The following is a 17,403-nucleotide window of genomic DNA, read 5'->3' as shown; positions in this document are numbered from 1 at the left end:
GCTGGACCCCGATTCCATTCCCGGCAGCGAGACCGGCTAGTCCGGCTGACCCTGCTCCGGGGCGCCGGCGGCCGCAGCCTTGAGCTGTTCCATCAGGGCGGTGTAGGGGGAGGGCCCGTGGCTGATACGCGCCACGCCCAGTTCTGCCAGGCGGGCAGGCCCGGCCGCCCTTCGCCCCGATGCCGGGCGTCGCCCGCTTCCCCGCATGCCGTGGGGACGAAGGCTATCTCACATAGCTTGCGCCATTGATGTCGATACAGCTGCCGGTCGCGCTGGCACAGGCTCCGGAGGCCAGGAAGGCGGCCATGGCGGCGATCTCCCCGGCCGATGCCATCCGGCCGATGGGAATTTCCGCTTCGGCCGTGCGCCGGTCCTCGTCGGCCTGCGGGCCCATGCGGGTGTCGATCCAGCCGGGGGCCAGCGCATAGGCGAGAATACCCTCGCTGCCCCATTGCCGGGCAATGGTCTTGGTCAGCGAGAGGAGGGCGCCCTTGGAGGCGCCGTAGGCCATATGATTGCGGTCCTCGCCGCGATAGCCGGCGCGGCTCGCGATATTGACGATGGCCCCGCCGCCATTGCCGGCCATTTCCGGAATCGCGGCCCGGCAGATATCCGCGACGGCCATCAGATTGACCTGCAGCGTCACGGCCCAGTTGCGCTCCCATTCGGCATCGGAACTGTCCAGCGGGCTGGCCCAGTGAATACCGGCATTGTTGACCACGATATCCAGCCGGCCCGAGGCGAGGTGCAGGGCGGCGTCATAGAGTTCGCGCCCGGCGCCCGGCCGGGACAGGTCGGCCTGCACGGCGCCCAGCGCCTTCGGCCCGATCGCCTGCACGGCATGATCCGCATCGGCCATATTGGCATTGCCGTGCAGCACGACGTCTGCGCCCTGGGCGGCAAAGAGGTGCGCCGTCGCCAGGCCGACGCCATGGCTGGATCCGGTGATGAGGGCGCGTTTTCCGGCAAGCGGGAGGGACATGGGGCGGGTCCTGTGCGTGAGTGTGGACCCAGCGTGCTAGCGCAAGTCGCGGGCAGGGCCAAGGTGGGGCGTGCGCCGACGCGCTTTCTGCCCACCCGGAGGAGGAAAGGGGGCGTCGAGCCCGGTCGGTCCGCTGCACTCCCCCGCGGCGGTCTATCCGTCTTGCGTCGGGGCCGCGGTCCGCCGCCCCCGCGCCTGCGGCTGAGGAGGACACCTACTTCATCTGGCGCTTGGCCACCGTCTTGAACATTGTGCCGTAGGGCGGGGCGAGCAGGCGGGAGGGATGCCACTTGCCGGTGGAAAAGACCGAGCGCTCGTGGGTGAACGTCAGAAATCCGGCCTCGCCGTGATAGGCGCCCTGGCCGGACGCGCCGATACCGCCGAAGGGCAGGTCGGGCACGGAGAGGTGAAGGATGTTGGTATTGACGCCCGCACCGCCCGACATGGTTTCGTCCAGCACGCGCTCGGCCTTCGTCCTGTCGGTGGAGTAGACATAGAGCGCCAGCGGGTGGTCGCGTTCGCCGACATAACCGGTCGCCGCATCGAGCTCGCTGTAACCGATGACGGGCAGGAGCGGGCCGAAAATCTCCTCCTGCATGATGCGCGCGCCGGCGGGCGGGTTGAGAACGACGGTCGGCGGTATTTTCCGTGCGGCCTGGGCCGCCTGGGCGTCATGCTCGGGCTGCAGGATCTCGGCACCGCCCTGGCGTGCTTCGTCGAGCAGCCCGGTCAGGCGCTCATAGTGCCGGTCCGAGACGATGGCCGTATAGGCATCGTCCGAGGAGGCATCGGGAAACTGGGCGGCGGCGACATGGATGATCGCTTCGCCGAGATCGCGTTCCGTCCCGCGGGGTGCCATCACATAGTCCGGTGCGACACAGGTCTGACCGGCATTGAAGAACTTGCCCCAGGCGATGGATTTCGCCGCGGCATCCTGCGGATAGCCCGGCGTGACGATGGCGGGGGACTTTCCGCCCAGTTCCAGCGTCACCGGCACGAGATTGTCGGCGGCCGCAAGGGCGACCAGCCGCCCGATCTGGGTGGAGCCGGTATAGAAGAGATGGTCCCATTTCAGCTTGGTGAAGGCTTCGCCGACCGCCGGGCCGCCGGTGATCACCGTGACATGATCGTCCTCGAAAGCATCGGCCAGCAATGACTTCATCAGCTCCGCCGTGGCGGGCGTGTATTCCGACGGTTTGATCATCGCGCGGCAGCCCGCCGCCAGGGCGGCGACGAGCGGGGCAATCGCCAGCTGGAAAGGATAGTTCCAGGGCGCGATAATGCCGACGACCCCCTTGGGCTCGCGGCGGATCTCGGCCCGTCCGGGCTGCAGCGTCATCGGCACGCCGACGCGCCGGGTCTTCATCCATTTGGCCAGGTGTTTCCTGGTATGGGCCACGTCCTGAATGACGAAGGCGATCTCGGCGATAATGCTTTCCTGGCGCGCTCGATTGCCGAAATCCCGGCTGATCGCATCGGCGATCGCATCGGCATTCTTGCGGCACATTTGCGCGATGCGGTCGAGATCGGCCTTGCGCTTGTCGACGGGCCGGTGGCGTTCGCCCCTGAAGGCCGTTTTCTGGGCCTCCAGCAGGGCTTTCATGCGTTCGATCTGGCGGGCTTCGGCTTCGCTCATGGAAACCTCCTTCAGGCGTTGTCTTCGGCGATCATCGCCGCGGCGCGGGTGGCGATCATGATCGTGGGTGCATTCGTGTTGCCGCCGACGAGGCGCGGCATGACCGAGGCGTCGACGACGCGCAGACCGTCTATCCCCTTCACCCGGCAGCGGCTGTCGGTGACGGCGAGCTCGCCCGATCCCATCGCGCAGGTGGAGGTGGGATGATAGAGCGTCTGCGCCCGTTGTCTCACATCATCCTTGAGCTCGGCCAGAGTGGATACATCCGGGCCCGGGAAGCGCTCGGCCTTGCGGTCATGGTCGAAGGCCGGGGCGTTGAGAATGTCGCGCACCCTGGAAAGGCCGTCGGTGAGCACGTCGAGATCCCACTCCTCCGCGCCGTAATTCGGCTGGATGGCGGGGTGGTCGTATGGATCGGCCGATTTCAGCGTGATCTCGCCCCGGCTCCTGGGATAGAGCTGGCAGACATGCAGCGTGATGCCATGGCCGTTGATCTTCTCCTTGCCGTGATCGTTGGAGATGGCCGGGATAAAGACCAGCTGCAGATCGGGCAGGTCGCCGGCATAGGCCGATTTGATGAAGGCGCCGCCCTGGACCGGGTTCACCGTGAACGGACCGTCGCCCATCAGCGCCCAGCGCGCCACCATATACATGTGGTGGGGCAGGGAGCGCAGCGAGCGGCCGATCGAACTGGCAGACCTGGTCCAGACCTGTGCGGTGACGTCGAGATGGTCCTGCAGGTTCTTGCCGACACCGGGCAGGTCGTGCTCCACCCCGACACCGGCGGCGCGCAGCTCGCCGGCCGGCCCGATGCCCGAGAGCAGCAGGGTCTGGGGCGAATTGATCGCCCCGCCGGACAGGATGACCTCCTTGCGGGCCGTCAATACCGTTGTCTCGCCGTCGAGATCGACCTCGACGCCGCTGGCACGGCCGCCTTCCAGAAGGACCCGGCGCACCATCGCCCGGGTCTTCACGGAACAGTTGTCGCGCTCAAGCGCGGGGCGCAGGAAGGCGTCCGCAGCGGAGCAGCGCTTGTGCTTCTTCTGCGTGACCTGATAGGGCCCGAAGCCTTCCTGGTCCGGGCCGTTGAAATCGTCGTTGCGCCTGTACTGCAGCTGGTCGGCAGCCTTGAGGAAATCCTCGGTCAGCGTGTGCAGCGGCTTGATGTCGGAGACCCAGAGCGGGCCGCCCGTTCCGTGCAGTTCGCTTTCTCCGCGGGTCTGGTGCTGGACCTCCTTGAACGCGGGCAGGGCATTGGCCCAATTCCAGCCCTCGGCGCCGTATTCGCGCTCCCATTCGTCATAGTTCTCCGGGGCGCCGCGCATGTAGTGCATGGCATTGATCGAGGACGAACCGCCCAGCGTCTTGCCGCGCGGCCAGAGCAGTTTGCGGCCGTTCAGATGCTCTTGCGGCTCGGTCCAGTAGCCCCAGTTGAACTGTTCGCCGGTGACGGCGTATTGCAGCAGCATCGGCGTGCGGATGACCGGGCTGTTGTCGGAGCCGCCGGCCTCGAGCACCAGAACGGTGACGCCGGGGTCGCGCGAGAGGCGTTCGGCGACCGTGCAGCCGGCCGAACCGGCCCCGCAGACGATATAGTCGAACTCGGTGTCACTCATCGCCGGCCTCCGGCATCGTACCGGCAGCGTTATGCATCACGGGGGCGCCGTAATGGGCCGCCAGTGCACGCATGGCGGCCAGGGATTCAGCGGTCCGGGCGCTCCACTGCGTGTCGGCCGCAGTGCGGGCAATGACAATATTGCGGCGCTCATCCACCCAGACATATTGGCCGTAGACGCCGGCCATGAAGTATTCGCCGTCATGGTTTTCAGGAACCCAGAAGTGCAGGCCGTAACCGCGATGGGGGTAGACTGCGTCCGGCCCCGCCTCCTGGAAACCTGCATTCGGGCGGGTGGCCCGGCGGACCCAGCTTTCCGGGAGGAGGCGTTCGCCGTTCCAGACCCCGTCCTGCAGGTAGAACTGGCCGAAGCGGGCATAATCTTCCAGCGTTGCATTGAGGCAGCAATAACCGATCGCTATTCCTTTGTCTCCGGCAACATTCTGATTCCAGTAGGCTTCACCGGTCATGCCCAGCGGCCGCCAGATCTTTTCTTCGACTATACTGGCCAGCGGCGCGCGCCAGACACCGCGCGCAACGGCCGAGAGAACCTGCGTATTGGCGGAGACATAGTGCAAGTCTTCGCCCGGGGAGCGATTGCGCTCGACTTGGGCAACCATACTGTCGACATTGCGTCCGAAAATATTGGTTCCAAAGAAGAGGCGCCGAATATCCGAATCGGGCGCGGAATAGTCTTCCTCGAAATCGACACCGGCCGACATCATCAACAGGTGACGCAGCGTCGTGTCACCATAGTCCGTGCCGGCAAACTGCGGTGCGAACATTTCGGCAGTCTGGTCTAGATTGGCAATGCGGCCCTCCTGCATTGCTATCGCGATCAGCGTGGCAACATAACTCTTGCCCACTGACCAGGAGGTATGGCGGGTCTCGGGGGCGGAGCCGAGCAAGTATTGCTCGTGCACGACCTGACCATCGTGCAGCACCATCAGGCCCGTCGCATCGGAGTCTTCAAGCCAGTCATCGACCGTGCGGAGCTCACCTTCGAACGTGTAGGAAACGGTCGTCCGGGCATCGTTTCGGGGAAGGGGGCGGGCCGAATCGGCGGGTCGAATCTCGCGATACGGGAATACTTCGCCCATGTCGCGAAAGGTTGCGGCAAGCCGGTCCGGATGCGTGGCTGCCTGGATTTCGGCCGGCGAGTATTCGGACCAGGGGCGATAATACCAACCGGCTCCCGCGACCACGCCCGAAACAACGACCGCAGCCAAGCCTATGATTACTTTCTTCATTTCTCTCCCCAACGACAGCTTATTGAACGCTGTTCACTACGCAGCCTAGCAGAGTTCCAACGCTTGAAAAGAGCGAGAGCGGACCGGTCCTTCGAATTTCCGGGTGAGGATTGCGTGCATCAATCGGCGCAGGATTTTGCGGAAATCGGATAAAGCGGCTGACATCCGCCGTGAGCAGTGTTCATATAACGGGCATGAACGCGGATCGGTTGGCAGAATATACCGCGTGAAGAGGGGAGTTAATCCATGACCAAGTTCAACAAGGCGGCCGTTCTGGGCACGACCGCTATCCTCGCGGGCCTGATCGGGGCCTCGGGCGCTCTGGCACAGATCGATGTGATCACTGTCACGGCGCAAAAGCGCGAACAGACCTTGCAGGATACGCCGGTCTCCGTGGCGGCTGTGACGGGCGAGCAGATCGAACAGACTCAGATTCGCGATGCCGCGGACCTGCAGACCCTGATCCCTTCGCTGCGCGTCGCCGAGTTCGCGACCTCGACCAATACGGAATTCAATCTTCGCGGCATCGGTACGTCCAGCTTCAACCCGGGCCTCGAGCCGTCGGTCGGTATCTTCATCGACGGCGTCTACCGGCCGCGTTCCGGTTCGGCGATCAACGACTTCCTCTCGGTTGAACGGGTCGAAGTGATCCGCGGGCCGCAGTCGACCCTGTTCGGCCGCAACACACCGGCCGGCGTTGTCTCGATCATCACCCAGGCGCCGGAATACGAGCCGGGCTATGTCGCCGACGTGACCTTCGGCAATTACGGCATGATGCAGGCGCGTGGCTCCTTCACCGGGCCGATTGACGACACGATGGCGTTCCGCCTGGATGCGACCACGCACTTCAATGACGGTTATATCGAAGCAGTCGACGGACGCGAGATCAACAATCGCAACCGCCAGAACTTCCGTGGCCAGCTGTTGTGGAATCCGGGCGACAACACCGAGATCCGGATCATCGGCGATTACGGCACGATCGACGAGAATTGCTGCGCAGCGCCGTTTGCCTTCTACGATCCGATCGACCAGGCGGCCCTGGTCGGTCTTGGCGGCACGGCGGTGCCCGCCGATCCGGAAGGCGGCGACAGGATCGCAATCGATGGCGATCTCAACACCGAGCTGACCACGCAAGGCATATCGGCCGAGATCAACCATGATTTCGAACACTTCACGCTGACGAGCATCACCGCCTACCGCAACTACAACGAAGACCAGCGCTTCGACGCCGACTTCTCCGATCTCGACCTGGTCAGCCTGCGGAATATCCGCAACGAATATGACAGTTTTACCCAGGAATTCCGCATCACTTCGACCGGCGACAATTTCGTCGACTGGATGGCCGGTGCGTTCTACTACCGCAACGAGCTGAACTTCGAGAACACGACACCCTACGGTTCGGACGCACGCGCCTTCTTCGACGCGGCATCTGCGCCGAGTGTCGCGCCGATCGTTGCAGGGCTCGGCCTTCCGGCGGGAACGGGTGGCGTCTCGCTGCTCGAAATCTTCCTGAACATGAACCAGGCGGCGGGCGTGGGTAATTTCGTGCCGCTTCCGTCAGGCAATGCAGGTCTTCCGACAACGCCGTCCGAGGGCTTTGTCGCAACCAGCCACGGCCTCATTCTCGAAGACTACGAGTACGACACCGATGCGTGGTCGGTCTTCGGGCAGCTCGACTTCCACCTGACGGACCAGTTCACGGTAACACTCGGCGGCCGCTATTCCGACGAGAGCAAGAACATGGAAACGGTCATCGATCAGCCGGATCCGCTGTCGGCCTTTTCCTTTGTCGATCTGGGCCAGGATCTGCGCCTGGTCTCGCCGGGCACGTGCGATCCGGGCCTGTTCCCGGTGGTCGGCGGGGATGCCTGCGCCTTCCTGGTGCCCTCGCTCCTGCTTGGCCAGGGCCTGACCCATTATCCGGACGGTACGCCGATCAATCCGGCGGCTCCGCTGCCGGCGATCTTTGCCGGAACGGCGCTCAACCCGCTGCTCGGCTTTACCGCCTTCCAGAACTTCCCGCCGGTCAATGCCGGGAATTTCCCGACCTCGCGCAACGACACGAACTTCTCGGGCAACATCATCTTCTCTTATGACGTGTCCGATACGCTGAACGTGTATGCGAGCTATGCGACGGGCTTCAAGCCGGGCGGCTTCAACGTCTCGACGAATGCAGCCTTCACCGGTGTGTTCGAGTTCGAGGAAGAAACCTCCGAGTCCTATGAAATCGGCGCCAAGGGCTCGCTCTTCGGCAACCGGTTTGTCTACGCGGTCGCCTATTTCGACCAGACTATCGAGGACTTCCAGACCAACAACTTCGTCGGCAACGGGTTCGCGCTCGAGAATGCCGGTTCAATCGAGGTGTCCGGCCTGGAATTCGAAGGCCAGTGGGCACCGACGGAAAATCTCCTGTTCACCGGCGGCTTCACATATCTGTTCGAGAGCGTTTACGGCGATTACGAGTTCGCGCCGTGTCCGGACAGGTTCGGTGGTGTCGGTGTGTGGGATGCCGGCGATCCGGACTACGCACTCTGCGAAATCGGCAATGAGCGCACCAATGATGCCGGTGTGACCGCCCTGTTCAACGATCTGACCGGCCGCGATCGCGGCAATTCTGAACTGGTCGGATCGCTGACGGCGACCCTGACCACGCCGCTCTCCAATGGCTGGGAAATCGACTGGCGCGGTGAAGCGACTTATGTCTCGGAGTTCCTGCACACGACTTCGCAGGATCCGCGGCCCTTCGCCATGCAGGACGCTTTCACGCTGTTCAATGCGTCGGCCACGATCGGCAGCGAGGACGAAAGCTGGGCGCTGCAGATCTGGACCCGGAACCTCACGGATGAGGATTACACCAAGGGCGGCTTCCCGTCGGTCGGTTACCTCGGCACGAGCTATAACGCCTATCCGGGCGACCCGCAGACCTACGGGGTGACCTTCCGCGTCCGCGGTTAGTGAACATCGTTCAAAAATGACTTTGAAGACGGGCGAAGGCTGGTTAGCCTTCGCCCGTTCTTTATTGTTCGGAGCCGAACATGCTGATCGTCTGGGTCCTTGTCGGATCGGTTTTGGGCATCTCCGCCATGGTGGCGCTGAATGCCTGGCTCGGCCTGTCCCAGCCGGCACGCCTGTCCGGACTCGATGATGCCGTGCAGCGCCTGGAGGCTGACGCGGCCGGCTTCGATGCCGCAGAGGGCACGGTCGCGCCGGATGGCCGGAGTGCGCTTGTCATGTCGGCAGCAGGCGACATCATTGCCATGCTGGTTGCGCGTGGCAGTGATTTTGTGATCCGTTATCTCGACAAGGGCAGTGTCGGCGCGGTCGAGGTCGCCGGCGACGGGACGCTGACCGTCAGGCTCAACGATTTCGCCTTCGCGCCGGCGCGGCTGAATTTGGATACGCCGCAAGCCGCGCGCTATTGGGCGGACAAACTCGACGCTTTGCAGGACTGATCCATGACCGTCCCCGCCTTCGTCCAGAATTTCGACCCGATCTGGATCGCCATCCCGCTCTTCACCGTGTCGGTTTTCGTCGAAATGTTTTTCGCACGGGCAACCGGCAGGGCCCGCTTCGAGGCGCGGGACAGCGCGGCGAGCCTGGTGATGGGGTTGGGAAACACGGTCTCGGGGGTGGTTTTCGGCAGCGTGCTGGGTGTCTGGTCGCTGTTCGTCTACGAACACCGGGTCTTCGATATCGGATTTGCCTGGTGGGCCTGGATCGTCGCCTTCGTGCTGGACGATTTCGTCTACTACTGGTCCCACCGCTTTGCCCACACTGTGCGCTGGTTCTGGGCCGATCACGTCGTGCACCATTCCTCCCAGCACTACAATCTCACCACGGCGCTGCGTCAGCCCTGGCTGAGCCCGTTCACGCTGAAATTCCTGTGGCTGGGATCGGCCCTGATCCTGATCGGTTTCCATCCGGCAATGATCGCCTTTGTCGGTTCCTTGAACCTGATCTACCAGTTCTGGATCCATACCGAGGCGATCGGGAAGATGCCGGCCTGGTTCGAGGCAGTGATGAACACGCCCTCGCATCACCGCGTCCATCACGCCACCAACCCGATCTATCTCGACAGGAACTATGCCGGCGTGTTCATCGTCTGGGACAGAATGTTCGGGACGTTCCAGCCGGAGCTGGAGGAAGAGAAGTGCCGCTACGGCATCGTCAAGAATCTCGGCACCTACAATCCCCTCAAAATCTGCCTGCACGAATGGTGGGGTATTGTGAAGGACATCGCGGGCGCCAAGTCCGTGAAGGAGGCTGCGATGTATCTCCTCGCTCCGCCGGGCTGGTCCCCCGACGGGTCCCGCGGCACGTCGAAACAGATCCTGGCGAAGTGGCAGGCCAGGCAGACCGAGCGGCGTACTGCCCCCGAAGCGGCGGAATAGTGGCGTGAGCGCCCGCAGCCTGCCCCGTAGAAGTGGGGCGGCTCTCTCCGGCCGACGAGCGGACACCCAGCGATGAACTACGATCAGATCTTCCTGTTCTGTCTTCTGGCCGTGGTCTTCGGCCTGTTGGTCTGGGGCCGCCTCCGCTACGATCTGGTGGCTTTCGCGGCGCTGGTGGTCGCCGTCGCCGGAGGCGTCGTTCCGGCGCACGAGGCCTTTGCCGGTTTCGGACACGAGGCCGTTATCATCATTGCGCTCGTCCTGATCGTATCGCGGGCGATGACAAATGCCGGGGCCGTCGAACTCGTCGCGCGCTTTGTCCTGTCCTCAACGCGGGCGCTGCCCACGCATATCGGACTGATTTCGGTGATCGGAGCCGCGCTGTCGGCTGTGATCAACAATGTGGCGGCCCTGGTCATGCTGATGTCCCTGGACATCGAGGCCGCCCGCAAGGCAAAGCGTTCGGTGGCGCGCACACTGATGCCGCTGTCGTTCGCCACGATTCTCGGCGGCATGATCACGCTTATCGGCACGCCGCCCAATATCGTCGTGGCGCAGTTCCGTGGCCGGGCCCTCGGTGAACCCTTTGGCATGTTCGATTTCTCGCCGGTCGGCCTTGTCTGTGCCGTGCTGGGCATTGCCTTTGTGACCCTGATCGGCTGGCGCCTGATCCCGCAGCGCGACGATCGAGAGGTGGCCGGCAAAGGTGTGGGGGGCGGCTTGTTCGTGGCCGAAGCCGGGGTGAGAAACGAGTCCCGGTCGATCGGGCAGACGGTCGCCGATCTCTACCCGCTGGCCGACGCCCACGATGTGACCGTTCTTGGCCTGGTACGCCGCGGCCGCCGGTTGCGCGGCTTCGCGGCCGGAGAGGAGATTCACAAGAGCGATCATCTTGTCCTGGAAGGCGATCCGGCCTCGATCGAGGCCTTCATCGGAGCGGCCGAGCTGAGTCCGGCCGGCGCCGACGCCCATGACGGCCTGACCGGACAGTCGCTGAGCCTGGTCGAGGCCATCGTGCCCAGCAATGCCCGCATGGTCGGCAGGACGGCACTGGATCTGCGGCTGCTTTACCGGCGCGGCGTGACATTGCTGGGCGTGTCGCGTCAGGGCCGCCGATTTCGTGAGCGGGTGCGCAAACTGCCGATCCGGCCGGGCGATCTGATTTTGCTGCTGGGGCCCGAGAACCGGGTGAGGGACGCAGCAGAGTGGCTGGGTGTTCTGCCGCTTGCGGAACGCCGTCACACGGTCATCCAGCGATCCAAGGCGCTGTTCACCATCGGCGTCTTCGCCGCTTCCGTCGCGCTGGCGGTCGCCGGTGTCCTGCCCCTGGCCGTCGCACTTGCCGGCACCGTTGCAGTCTACGCGCTGTTCAACGTGATCGGGCCGAGCGAAGTCTATGAGTCTGTCGAATGGCCCGTCATCGTCCTGCTGGGCTCCCTGATACCGCTCGGTCTGGCGCTGGAGGAGACAGGCGGGACCCAGCTGATTGCCGAGGGTATTCTGTCACTCACCGGCACGCTGCCCGTCTGGGCCATCCTGGCGATCCTGATGATGGTGACGATGACATTGTCGGACTTTCTCAACAATGTCGCCACCGCACTCATCGCTGCGCCGGTCGGGCTCGACATCGCCCGGGCGCTGGACGTCAATCCCGATCCGTTCCTGATGGGCGTGGCGGTTGCGGCCTCCTGCGCATTTCTCACCCCGATCGGTCACAAGAACAACACCATCATCATGGGGCCGGGTGGATACAGGTTCGGCGATTACTGGCGCATGGGCCTGCCCCTGGAAATCCTGATCGTGGCTGTCGGTGTCCCGGCGGTGCTCACCTTCTGGCCATTGTAGCGTATCAGCCTTTGGTGTGCCGGTGCAGAAGCGGAAAAGGCCGGCGGTTCAACTCGTTGCAACTTGCATCCCGAAGGCGCATCATGCCCGGCCGCCTTGATTTTGAAGGACGCGCCCATGACTTCCCGCAAGCCAAACCAGTTCCCGCCCAAGGCCTACAGGGACGAAGCCTTCATCAGCTCGCCCGACGCCCGGCCTGTGCGGATCCTGGCGGAATATCTCGAACCCAAGGCCCGTTTTGCCGAGCAGAATATCCAGGACACGATCCTGTTTTTCGGTTCCGCCCGGATTGTCTCGCGGGAGGAGGCGGAAACCGAAATCAGGGCCCTGCGGGCCGCTGGTGACGATGAGGCGCCGGCGCAGCACAAGTTGAAACTCTCAGCCTACTACGAGGCCACGCGGGAGCTGGCGGGGCGGTTGACCAAGTGGTCGAAGAGTTTGCGTGACAAGAGCGGGCGGCGCTTTGTGATTTGCACGGGCGGCGGCCCGGGCATCATGGAGGCGGCCAATCGCGGGGCGTCCGAAGCCCAGGGCGAGAATGTCGGCCTGGGCATCTCGCTGCCGTTCGAGCAGGGCAATAATCCCTGGGTCACGCACGCCCTGGGCTTCGAATTCCACTATTTCTTCACCCGAAAGTTCTGGTTTCTCTACCTGGCCAAGGCTTTGGTGCTGATGCCGGGCGGGTTCGGCACCATGGACGAGTTATTTGAAACCCTGACCCTGCTGCAGACCCGCAAGATCAAGAAGCGCGTGCCGATTGTCCTGTTCGGCAGCGAATACTGGGACCGGGTGATGAATCTGGAGGCCATGGTGGAGTTCGGCACGATCAACAAGTCCGATCTTGACCTGGTCTACCGGACCGACAGCGTCGATGACGCGTTCAGCTATATCACGACCCAGCTCGCCGAGCATGCCTTGCCCCATCCCGGAGGACGCCTCTGAGGATCAAGTGCGCCGGCCGATCACTTTTTTTCCACCCCCTTGCCAAGTGCATAAAATTGAATCACGTTGGTGTTGTGAACATTGTTCACCAAAACAATGGTTGGTCGCTCCTGGGGAGGAACAGCACCATGGCATCGCTTCGCGATCTCTATCCCATGCCGGATATCGACAAGCACTGGTCGGTTCCGCAGCAATTCGACGCCACCTTCGATTTCGAATACGACGAAGGCCGGTCCACGCTCATGCACTTGTACCAGAAGGGCAAGGACATGCAGTGGGATGCGGTCAACCGGATCGACTGGACGCTCGAACTGGACTTCGAGAACCCGATGCAACTGCCCGACGAGGGGATTGCGCTCCACGGGTCCCCGATATGGGACAAGATGACGAAGAAGGAGCGGATCGAATTCCGCCGTCACGCCCAGGCCTGGAATATCTCCCAATTCATGCAGGGCGAGCAGGCGGCGCTGATCTGCGCGGCCAAGATCGTCGAGTCCGTGCCCGATCTGGACGCCAAATTCTATGCTGCGACCCAGGTGATGGACGAAGCCCGTCACGTCGAGGCCTACAAGAAACTGATGCAGAAATTCGGCGTCGCCTATCCGATGACGGAACCTCTTCGGCAATTGGTCGACGAGGCATTGCGCGACAGCCGCTGGGACTTCACCTATCTCGCCATGCAGGTCGTCATCGAGGGCCTTGCCCTGGCCGCCTTCGGCACGATCCGCGATCTGGCCCAAAACCCGTTGGCCAAGATGGTCAATGCCTATGTCATGGAGGACGAGGCGCGCCACGTCGCCTTCGGCCGGCTCTCCCTGCGCGACTACTATCCCCAGCTCACCGACGCGGAACGCGCCGAGCGCGAAGATTTCCTGGTCGAGGCCTGCTATCACATGCGCAACCGCTTCCAGGCCCGTGAGGTCTATGAGGTGATGGGGTTGCCCGTCGAGGAATGCGTCGAGTGGTCCGAGAAGTCGGAGATGAACCAGCTCTTCCGCACGCTGCTTTTCCAGCGCATTGTGCCGGTGGTGAAGGATATCGGGCTTTGGGGGCCGAAGATCCAGGCCGCCTATGCCGATATGGGCGTGCTGCACTATGCCGACCAGGATCTCGATCTCCTGGCCAGGCAGGACGAGGAAGTCGCCCGGGAGCTGGACACGGTCAGGCACCAGGACGTGCGCACGGCCTATGTCAACGCGGTCGCGGGCGCGGCCGAATAGACAGGGGGACGGAGCGGGCATACTCGCCTGTGCCCGCACGTCAGTTCCCAGACTGGGGCTCCGCGTTGTGGAGCCCTTTTATTTTTGGACTTGCCTGTTCAGCCGGTGACGCGCACCTACCCATCATGAAACTGCGCCCCGCAACGCCCGCCGACATCCCCACGCTTGAGCGCTGGGACACCAAAGCCCACGTCATCGCCTGTACCGGCGCTGACGATGCGCCCGACTGGGCGGGGGAGCTGGAACAGGTCGGCCCCTGGTATGAATGCCTGATCGGGGAGGTGGGTGGCCGGCCTGTCGGTGTCGTCCAGATCATCGATCCGGCCGAGGAGCCGACGCATTACTGGGGCGATTGCGGGCCGGGTCTCAGGGCCATCGACATCTGGATCGGCGAGGAGGCCGATCTCGGCCGCGGTCTGGGCACGCTGATGATGGGGCAGGCGATAGGACGCTGCTTCGCTCCGGCGGAGGTGAGGGCCATCCTGATCGATCCGCTGATGAGCAATGTGCGGGCCCAGGTATTTTATCGCCGGCTGGGTTTCGAGGATGTCGGGACCCGGCGTTTTGGCGAGGACGATTGCCTGGTCATGCGGCTGGAACGGAGTGCGTGGGCCGCTCAGTCCTCATTGAAGGAATAGGGCGAGGCCCGCAGCATGTGGGTGTCCAGCACAAGTTTGCGGTTCATCGGCGGGAAGGCGCGCTGGGCACAATCCTCGCGGTCGCACAGGCGGCAGGCAATCCCCACCTCGGCCGGGACAGTACTTGCGATCGGATCGGCGTGGGCGACCCTGGCGGCGTGCTCCCAGGCACAGCCCAGAGCGATGGCGTGGACAACCGGGGGATGCCCGGCAGGACCGGGCGCGATCTGGCCGCGGGCGAGCGAGAGCATGGTCGTGCCGTCGGGCAGTTCGATGGCCTGTGCGATGAGGCGTTCTGGCGTTCTCAAGGCATCGTAAAGCGACCATTTCGGACACCCGCCGCCGGAACGCGCAAACGGCATGATGCCGCCGCCGAAGCGTTTGGAGACATTCCCCGCTGCATCGACCCGTATCATGAAAAAGGGCAGACCGCGCGCGCCGGGGCGCTGCAGCGTGGTCAGGCGATGGCAGATCTGTTCGAAACTCACTTCGAAACGCCGTTGCAAGCGGTCGATATCGTAGCGTGTTGTCTCGGCATGTTTGTGAAACGCGGCATAGGGCATGTGCAATGCGCCGGCGAAATAATTTGCCAGGCCGGCCCTGTAGAGTTTGCGGCCCTCCGGTGTCGGCATGTCCGCATCGTCGCAGAGCCTGTCGAGCGTGTCGCCGAGCTCCAGCGTGGCCAGCACGACAGCGATATGAAAGGCGCGCGACCCGGGGGACAACAGTTCGGACAGCAGGAGCCGGCGGCCGTGAAAGTCCAGCCGCCGCCGTGCGCCGGCCATGACCTCCTCGTCCAGAATGCGCACGGTGAAACCGTACTGGTCCTGGAGATAATCCGAGAGCGTTCTTTCGCGGTTGCGCGGCCGAAGGCCGGTCCGCCCGATCAGGGTTTCGGCCGCCTCTTCCAGTTCGGGGAAGTGGTTTTGCCGTGCGTCGAGCGCATCGCGCACACTTTCGAGTATGGCGCCGGGCCCGCCTGTGGCTGCGCCGGGGCCGGACATGCGCGTGGCAAGATCGGCTGTTGCCGCCGAGGTTTCCCGGAACGCGTGATAGAGCCGTGCGAAGGCTTCGGCGGCACGCGGCTGGGCATCGGCGAATTCGGACAATTCCATGCGGTCGAGCTCCAGGCCCGACAACACCGGATCGGCCGCAGCCTCCTGCAGGTCGGCAATCAACTGCCGGTCACTCTCATTGGCAAAGGCGCGCACGTCCACATCGAATGCATCGGCGAGGGCGAGGAGGACCCGGGCCGTCACCGGCCGCTGATTGCGTTCGAGCAGGTTGAGATAGCTCGAGGACAGGCCCAGGGCTTCGGCGGCCTCGGCCTGGGTCAGCCCGCGCTCACGCCGGAGCCGGCGCAGGCGTGCCCCAGCGAAAATCTTCTCGAGACCCTGTGAATCACTCATGTTTTGTAGCCAAATTTACAAACTGACATACGCACAATGTAATTATACTACACTGTATCCTCTTTATAGGAAATGCCATATCGACATCATCCCTGCCGTTTGACAGCGTTGATGCAACGCAACACGCATCATTGCCAAACCCGACAGGGAGATAAAAATGACGAGTTTCACGGATCTGGTTCCCGCCACCCCGAACGGCCGTTTCGACGGGATCGAACGCCCTTACACCCCTGAAGACGTGATCAAGCTGCGCGGCTCGGTGCAGATCCAGCACACGCTGGCTGAACGCGGCGCTGTGAAGCTGTGGGAGTTGCTGAAGAACGAGCCCTATATCAATGCGCTGGGCGCCCTGTCGGGAAACCAGGCCATGCAGATGGTGCGGGCCGGCCTCAAGGCAATCTATCTGTCCGGCTGGCAGGTCGCCGCCGACGCCAACACCGCCGGTGCGATGTATCCGGACCAGTCCCTCTACCCGGCCAATTCGGCGCCGGAGTTGGCCCGGAAGATCAATCGCACCCTTCAGCGTGCCGACCAGGTCGAGGTTTCCGAAAACGGTCAGGCCAGCCGCGACTGGTTCGCCCCCATCGTGGCAGATGCGGAAGCCGGATTTGGCGGCACGCTGAACTGTTTCGAGATCATGAAGGCCTTCATCGAGGCGGGCGCCGCCGGCGTTCACTTCGAAGACCAGGTTGCCGCCGAAAAGAAGTGCGGACACCTGGGCGGCAAGGTTCTGATCCCCACGAGCCAGCACGAGCGCAATCTCGCCGCAGCGCGCCTGGCGGCCGATGTGATGGGCGTGCCCACGATCACCGTCGCACGCACCGACGCCGAGTCCGCGACGCTGATCAATTCGGACATCGATGAACGCGACCATGAATTCATCGATTTCGACACCGGCCGCACGCCGGAAGGCTTTTATCGCCTGAAGAAGGGCGTGGGCGTGGACCACTGCATCAAGCGCGGCCTGGCCTATGCGAAAGTCGCCGACCTTCTGTGGTGGGAGACTTCCAAGCCGAACCTGGATGAAGCCCGGCGCTTTGCCGAGGCGATCCAGAAGGAATTCCCGGGCAAGATGATGGCCTATAATTGTTCGCCCTCGTTCAACTGGGAAGCCAATCTCGACAAGGCAACGATCGAGACCTACCAGCGCGAGCTGGGCGCCATGGGCTACAAGTTCCAGTTCGTTACCCTGGCCGGCTTCCACAGCCTCAACCATTCCATGTTCGAACTGGCGCGCGGCTACAAGGATCGCGGTATGGGTGCCTATTCCGAGCTGCAGCAGGCGGAATTCGCCTCCGAGGCCGACGGTTACACCGCTACCCGCCACCAGCGCGAAGTGGGGACCGGCTATTTCGACAAGGTGAACCTCGCCATCACCGGCGGCACGTCCTCCACGACTGCCATGGGCGAATCCACCGAAACCGCGCAATTCGTCGCGGCTGAATAACTCCGCGGGCCCTGTCTTAGCCCGCACC

Annotated in this window: 13 protein-coding genes; 8 read left to right on the top strand and 5 right to left on the bottom strand. The window is 63.5% G+C overall.

The genetic code is table 11. The annotated features are described in order from the left end of the window. Positions 1 to 223: 223 nt before the first annotated feature. The 4 genes from Q1U94_RS07240 to Q1U94_RS07225 all read right to left on the bottom strand — a co-directional run bounded on the left by Q1U94_RS07240 (position 224) and on the right by Q1U94_RS07225 (position 5,483). Positions 224 to 982 (bottom strand): SDR family oxidoreductase, encoded by a 759-nt coding sequence (locus Q1U94_RS07240; protein ID WP_300543030.1) that lies wholly within the window; start codon positions 980 to 982, stop codon positions 224 to 226. 214 nt (positions 983 to 1,196) lie between these two features. Further along, positions 1,197 to 2,618: a coniferyl aldehyde dehydrogenase gene (locus Q1U94_RS07235; RefSeq protein WP_300543029.1), complete on the bottom strand. Its 1,422-nt coding sequence runs from the start codon at positions 2,616 to 2,618 to the stop codon at positions 1,197 to 1,199. Between the two features lie 11 nt (positions 2,619 to 2,629). Further along, on the bottom strand, positions 2,630 to 4,234 hold the full coding sequence (locus Q1U94_RS07230) for a GMC family oxidoreductase N-terminal domain-containing protein (protein WP_300543028.1): 1,605 nt from the start codon (positions 4,232 to 4,234) through the stop codon (positions 2,630 to 2,632). After that, on the bottom strand, positions 4,227 to 5,483 hold the full coding sequence (locus tag Q1U94_RS07225; RefSeq protein ID WP_300543027.1) for a serine hydrolase: 1,257 nt from the start codon (positions 5,481 to 5,483) through the stop codon (positions 4,227 to 4,229). Before Q1U94_RS07225 ends, Q1U94_RS07230 begins: the two co-directional genes overlap by 8 nt. A gap of 246 nt (positions 5,484 to 5,729) precedes the next feature. Here Q1U94_RS07225 and Q1U94_RS07220 point away from each other — a divergent pair, with 246 nt between their 5' ends. The 7 genes from Q1U94_RS07220 to Q1U94_RS07190 all read left to right on the top strand — a co-directional run bounded on the left by Q1U94_RS07220 (position 5,730) and on the right by Q1U94_RS07190 (position 14,519). Then, on the top strand, positions 5,730 to 8,438 hold the full coding sequence (locus Q1U94_RS07220) for a TonB-dependent receptor (RefSeq protein ID WP_300543026.1): 2,709 nt from the start codon (positions 5,730 to 5,732) through the stop codon (positions 8,436 to 8,438). Between the two features lie 80 nt (positions 8,439 to 8,518). After that, positions 8,519 to 8,935: a hypothetical protein gene (locus Q1U94_RS07215; protein WP_300543024.1), complete on the top strand. Its 417-nt coding sequence runs from the start codon at positions 8,519 to 8,521 to the stop codon at positions 8,933 to 8,935. Positions 8,936 to 8,938: 3 nt separating this feature from the next. Next, complete coding sequence (locus Q1U94_RS07210; RefSeq protein WP_300543022.1) at positions 8,939 to 9,874, top strand: sterol desaturase family protein; 936 nt, start codon at positions 8,939 to 8,941, stop codon at positions 9,872 to 9,874. Positions 9,875 to 9,946: 72 nt separating this feature from the next. Next, positions 9,947 to 11,719 (top strand): SLC13 family permease, encoded by a 1,773-nt coding sequence (locus tag Q1U94_RS07205; RefSeq protein WP_300543021.1) that lies wholly within the window; start codon positions 9,947 to 9,949, stop codon positions 11,717 to 11,719. A 117-nt stretch (positions 11,720 to 11,836) separates the two neighbouring features. Further along, positions 11,837 to 12,661: an LOG family protein gene (locus Q1U94_RS07200; protein WP_300543019.1), complete on the top strand. Its 825-nt coding sequence runs from the start codon at positions 11,837 to 11,839 to the stop codon at positions 12,659 to 12,661. 128 nt (positions 12,662 to 12,789) lie between these two features. After that, positions 12,790 to 13,881, top strand: a complete 1,092-nt coding sequence (locus Q1U94_RS07195) for a ferritin-like domain-containing protein (protein ID WP_300543018.1) — start codon at positions 12,790 to 12,792, stop codon at positions 13,879 to 13,881. Between the two features lie 125 nt (positions 13,882 to 14,006). Beyond that, a complete protein-coding gene (locus tag Q1U94_RS07190) occupies positions 14,007 to 14,519 on the top strand; it encodes a GNAT family N-acetyltransferase (RefSeq protein ID WP_300543017.1) in 513 nt (170 codons plus the stop codon). Here the strand turns inward: Q1U94_RS07190 and Q1U94_RS07185 are convergent. Continuing rightward, the gene (locus Q1U94_RS07185) at positions 14,498 to 15,928 is read right to left on the bottom strand and encodes a short-chain fatty acyl-CoA regulator family protein (protein WP_300543015.1); all 1,431 of its coding nucleotides are present in this window, start codon (positions 15,926 to 15,928) and stop codon (positions 14,498 to 14,500) included. The two genes, Q1U94_RS07190 and Q1U94_RS07185, sit on opposite strands and share 22 nt — an antisense overlap. Positions 15,929 to 16,085: 157 nt before the next feature. Between Q1U94_RS07185 and aceA the strand changes: the two genes are divergently transcribed. Continuing rightward, the gene (gene aceA, locus Q1U94_RS07180) at positions 16,086 to 17,375 is read left to right on the top strand and encodes an isocitrate lyase (RefSeq protein WP_300543013.1); all 1,290 of its coding nucleotides are present in this window, start codon (positions 16,086 to 16,088) and stop codon (positions 17,373 to 17,375) included. The last annotated feature ends 28 nt before the right edge of the window (positions 17,376 to 17,403 follow it).

The organism is Maricaulis sp. (assembly GCF_030149515.1).
Taxonomy (GTDB): Bacteria; Pseudomonadota; Alphaproteobacteria; order Caulobacterales; family Maricaulaceae; genus Maricaulis.
Note: the sequence above shows the minus strand (reverse complement) of the source record. Positions and strands in the feature narration are given on the sequence as shown.

What these genes read in the sequence shown, in the direction of transcription:
- Q1U94_RS07240 (WP_300543030.1), bottom strand. Translation starts at nt 982, where the DNA reads ATGTCCCTCCCGCTTGCCGGAAAACGCGCCCTCATCACCGGATCCAGC.
- Q1U94_RS07235 (WP_300543029.1), bottom strand. Translation starts at nt 2,618, where the DNA reads ATGAGCGAAGCCGAAGCCCGCCAGATCGAACGCATGAAAGCCCTGCTG.
- Q1U94_RS07230 (WP_300543028.1), bottom strand. Translation starts at nt 4,234, where the DNA reads ATGAGTGACACCGAGTTCGACTATATCGTCTGCGGGGCCGGTTCGGCC.
- Q1U94_RS07225 (WP_300543027.1), bottom strand. Translation starts at nt 5,483, where the DNA reads ATGAAGAAAGTAATCATAGGCTTGGCTGCGGTCGTTGTTTCGGGCGTG.
- Q1U94_RS07220 (WP_300543026.1), top strand. Translation starts at nt 5,730, where the DNA reads ATGACCAAGTTCAACAAGGCGGCCGTTCTGGGCACGACCGCTATCCTC.
- Q1U94_RS07215 (WP_300543024.1), top strand. Translation starts at nt 8,519, where the DNA reads ATGCTGATCGTCTGGGTCCTTGTCGGATCGGTTTTGGGCATCTCCGCC.
- Q1U94_RS07210 (WP_300543022.1), top strand. Translation starts at nt 8,939, where the DNA reads ATGACCGTCCCCGCCTTCGTCCAGAATTTCGACCCGATCTGGATCGCC.
- Q1U94_RS07205 (WP_300543021.1), top strand. Translation starts at nt 9,947, where the DNA reads ATGAACTACGATCAGATCTTCCTGTTCTGTCTTCTGGCCGTGGTCTTC.
- Q1U94_RS07200 (WP_300543019.1), top strand. Translation starts at nt 11,837, where the DNA reads ATGACTTCCCGCAAGCCAAACCAGTTCCCGCCCAAGGCCTACAGGGAC.
- Q1U94_RS07195 (WP_300543018.1), top strand. Translation starts at nt 12,790, where the DNA reads ATGGCATCGCTTCGCGATCTCTATCCCATGCCGGATATCGACAAGCAC.
- Q1U94_RS07190 (WP_300543017.1), top strand. Translation starts at nt 14,007, where the DNA reads ATGAAACTGCGCCCCGCAACGCCCGCCGACATCCCCACGCTTGAGCGC.
- Q1U94_RS07185 (WP_300543015.1), bottom strand. Translation starts at nt 15,928, where the DNA reads ATGAGTGATTCACAGGGTCTCGAGAAGATTTTCGCTGGGGCACGCCTG.
- aceA (WP_300543013.1), top strand. Translation starts at nt 16,086, where the DNA reads ATGACGAGTTTCACGGATCTGGTTCCCGCCACCCCGAACGGCCGTTTC.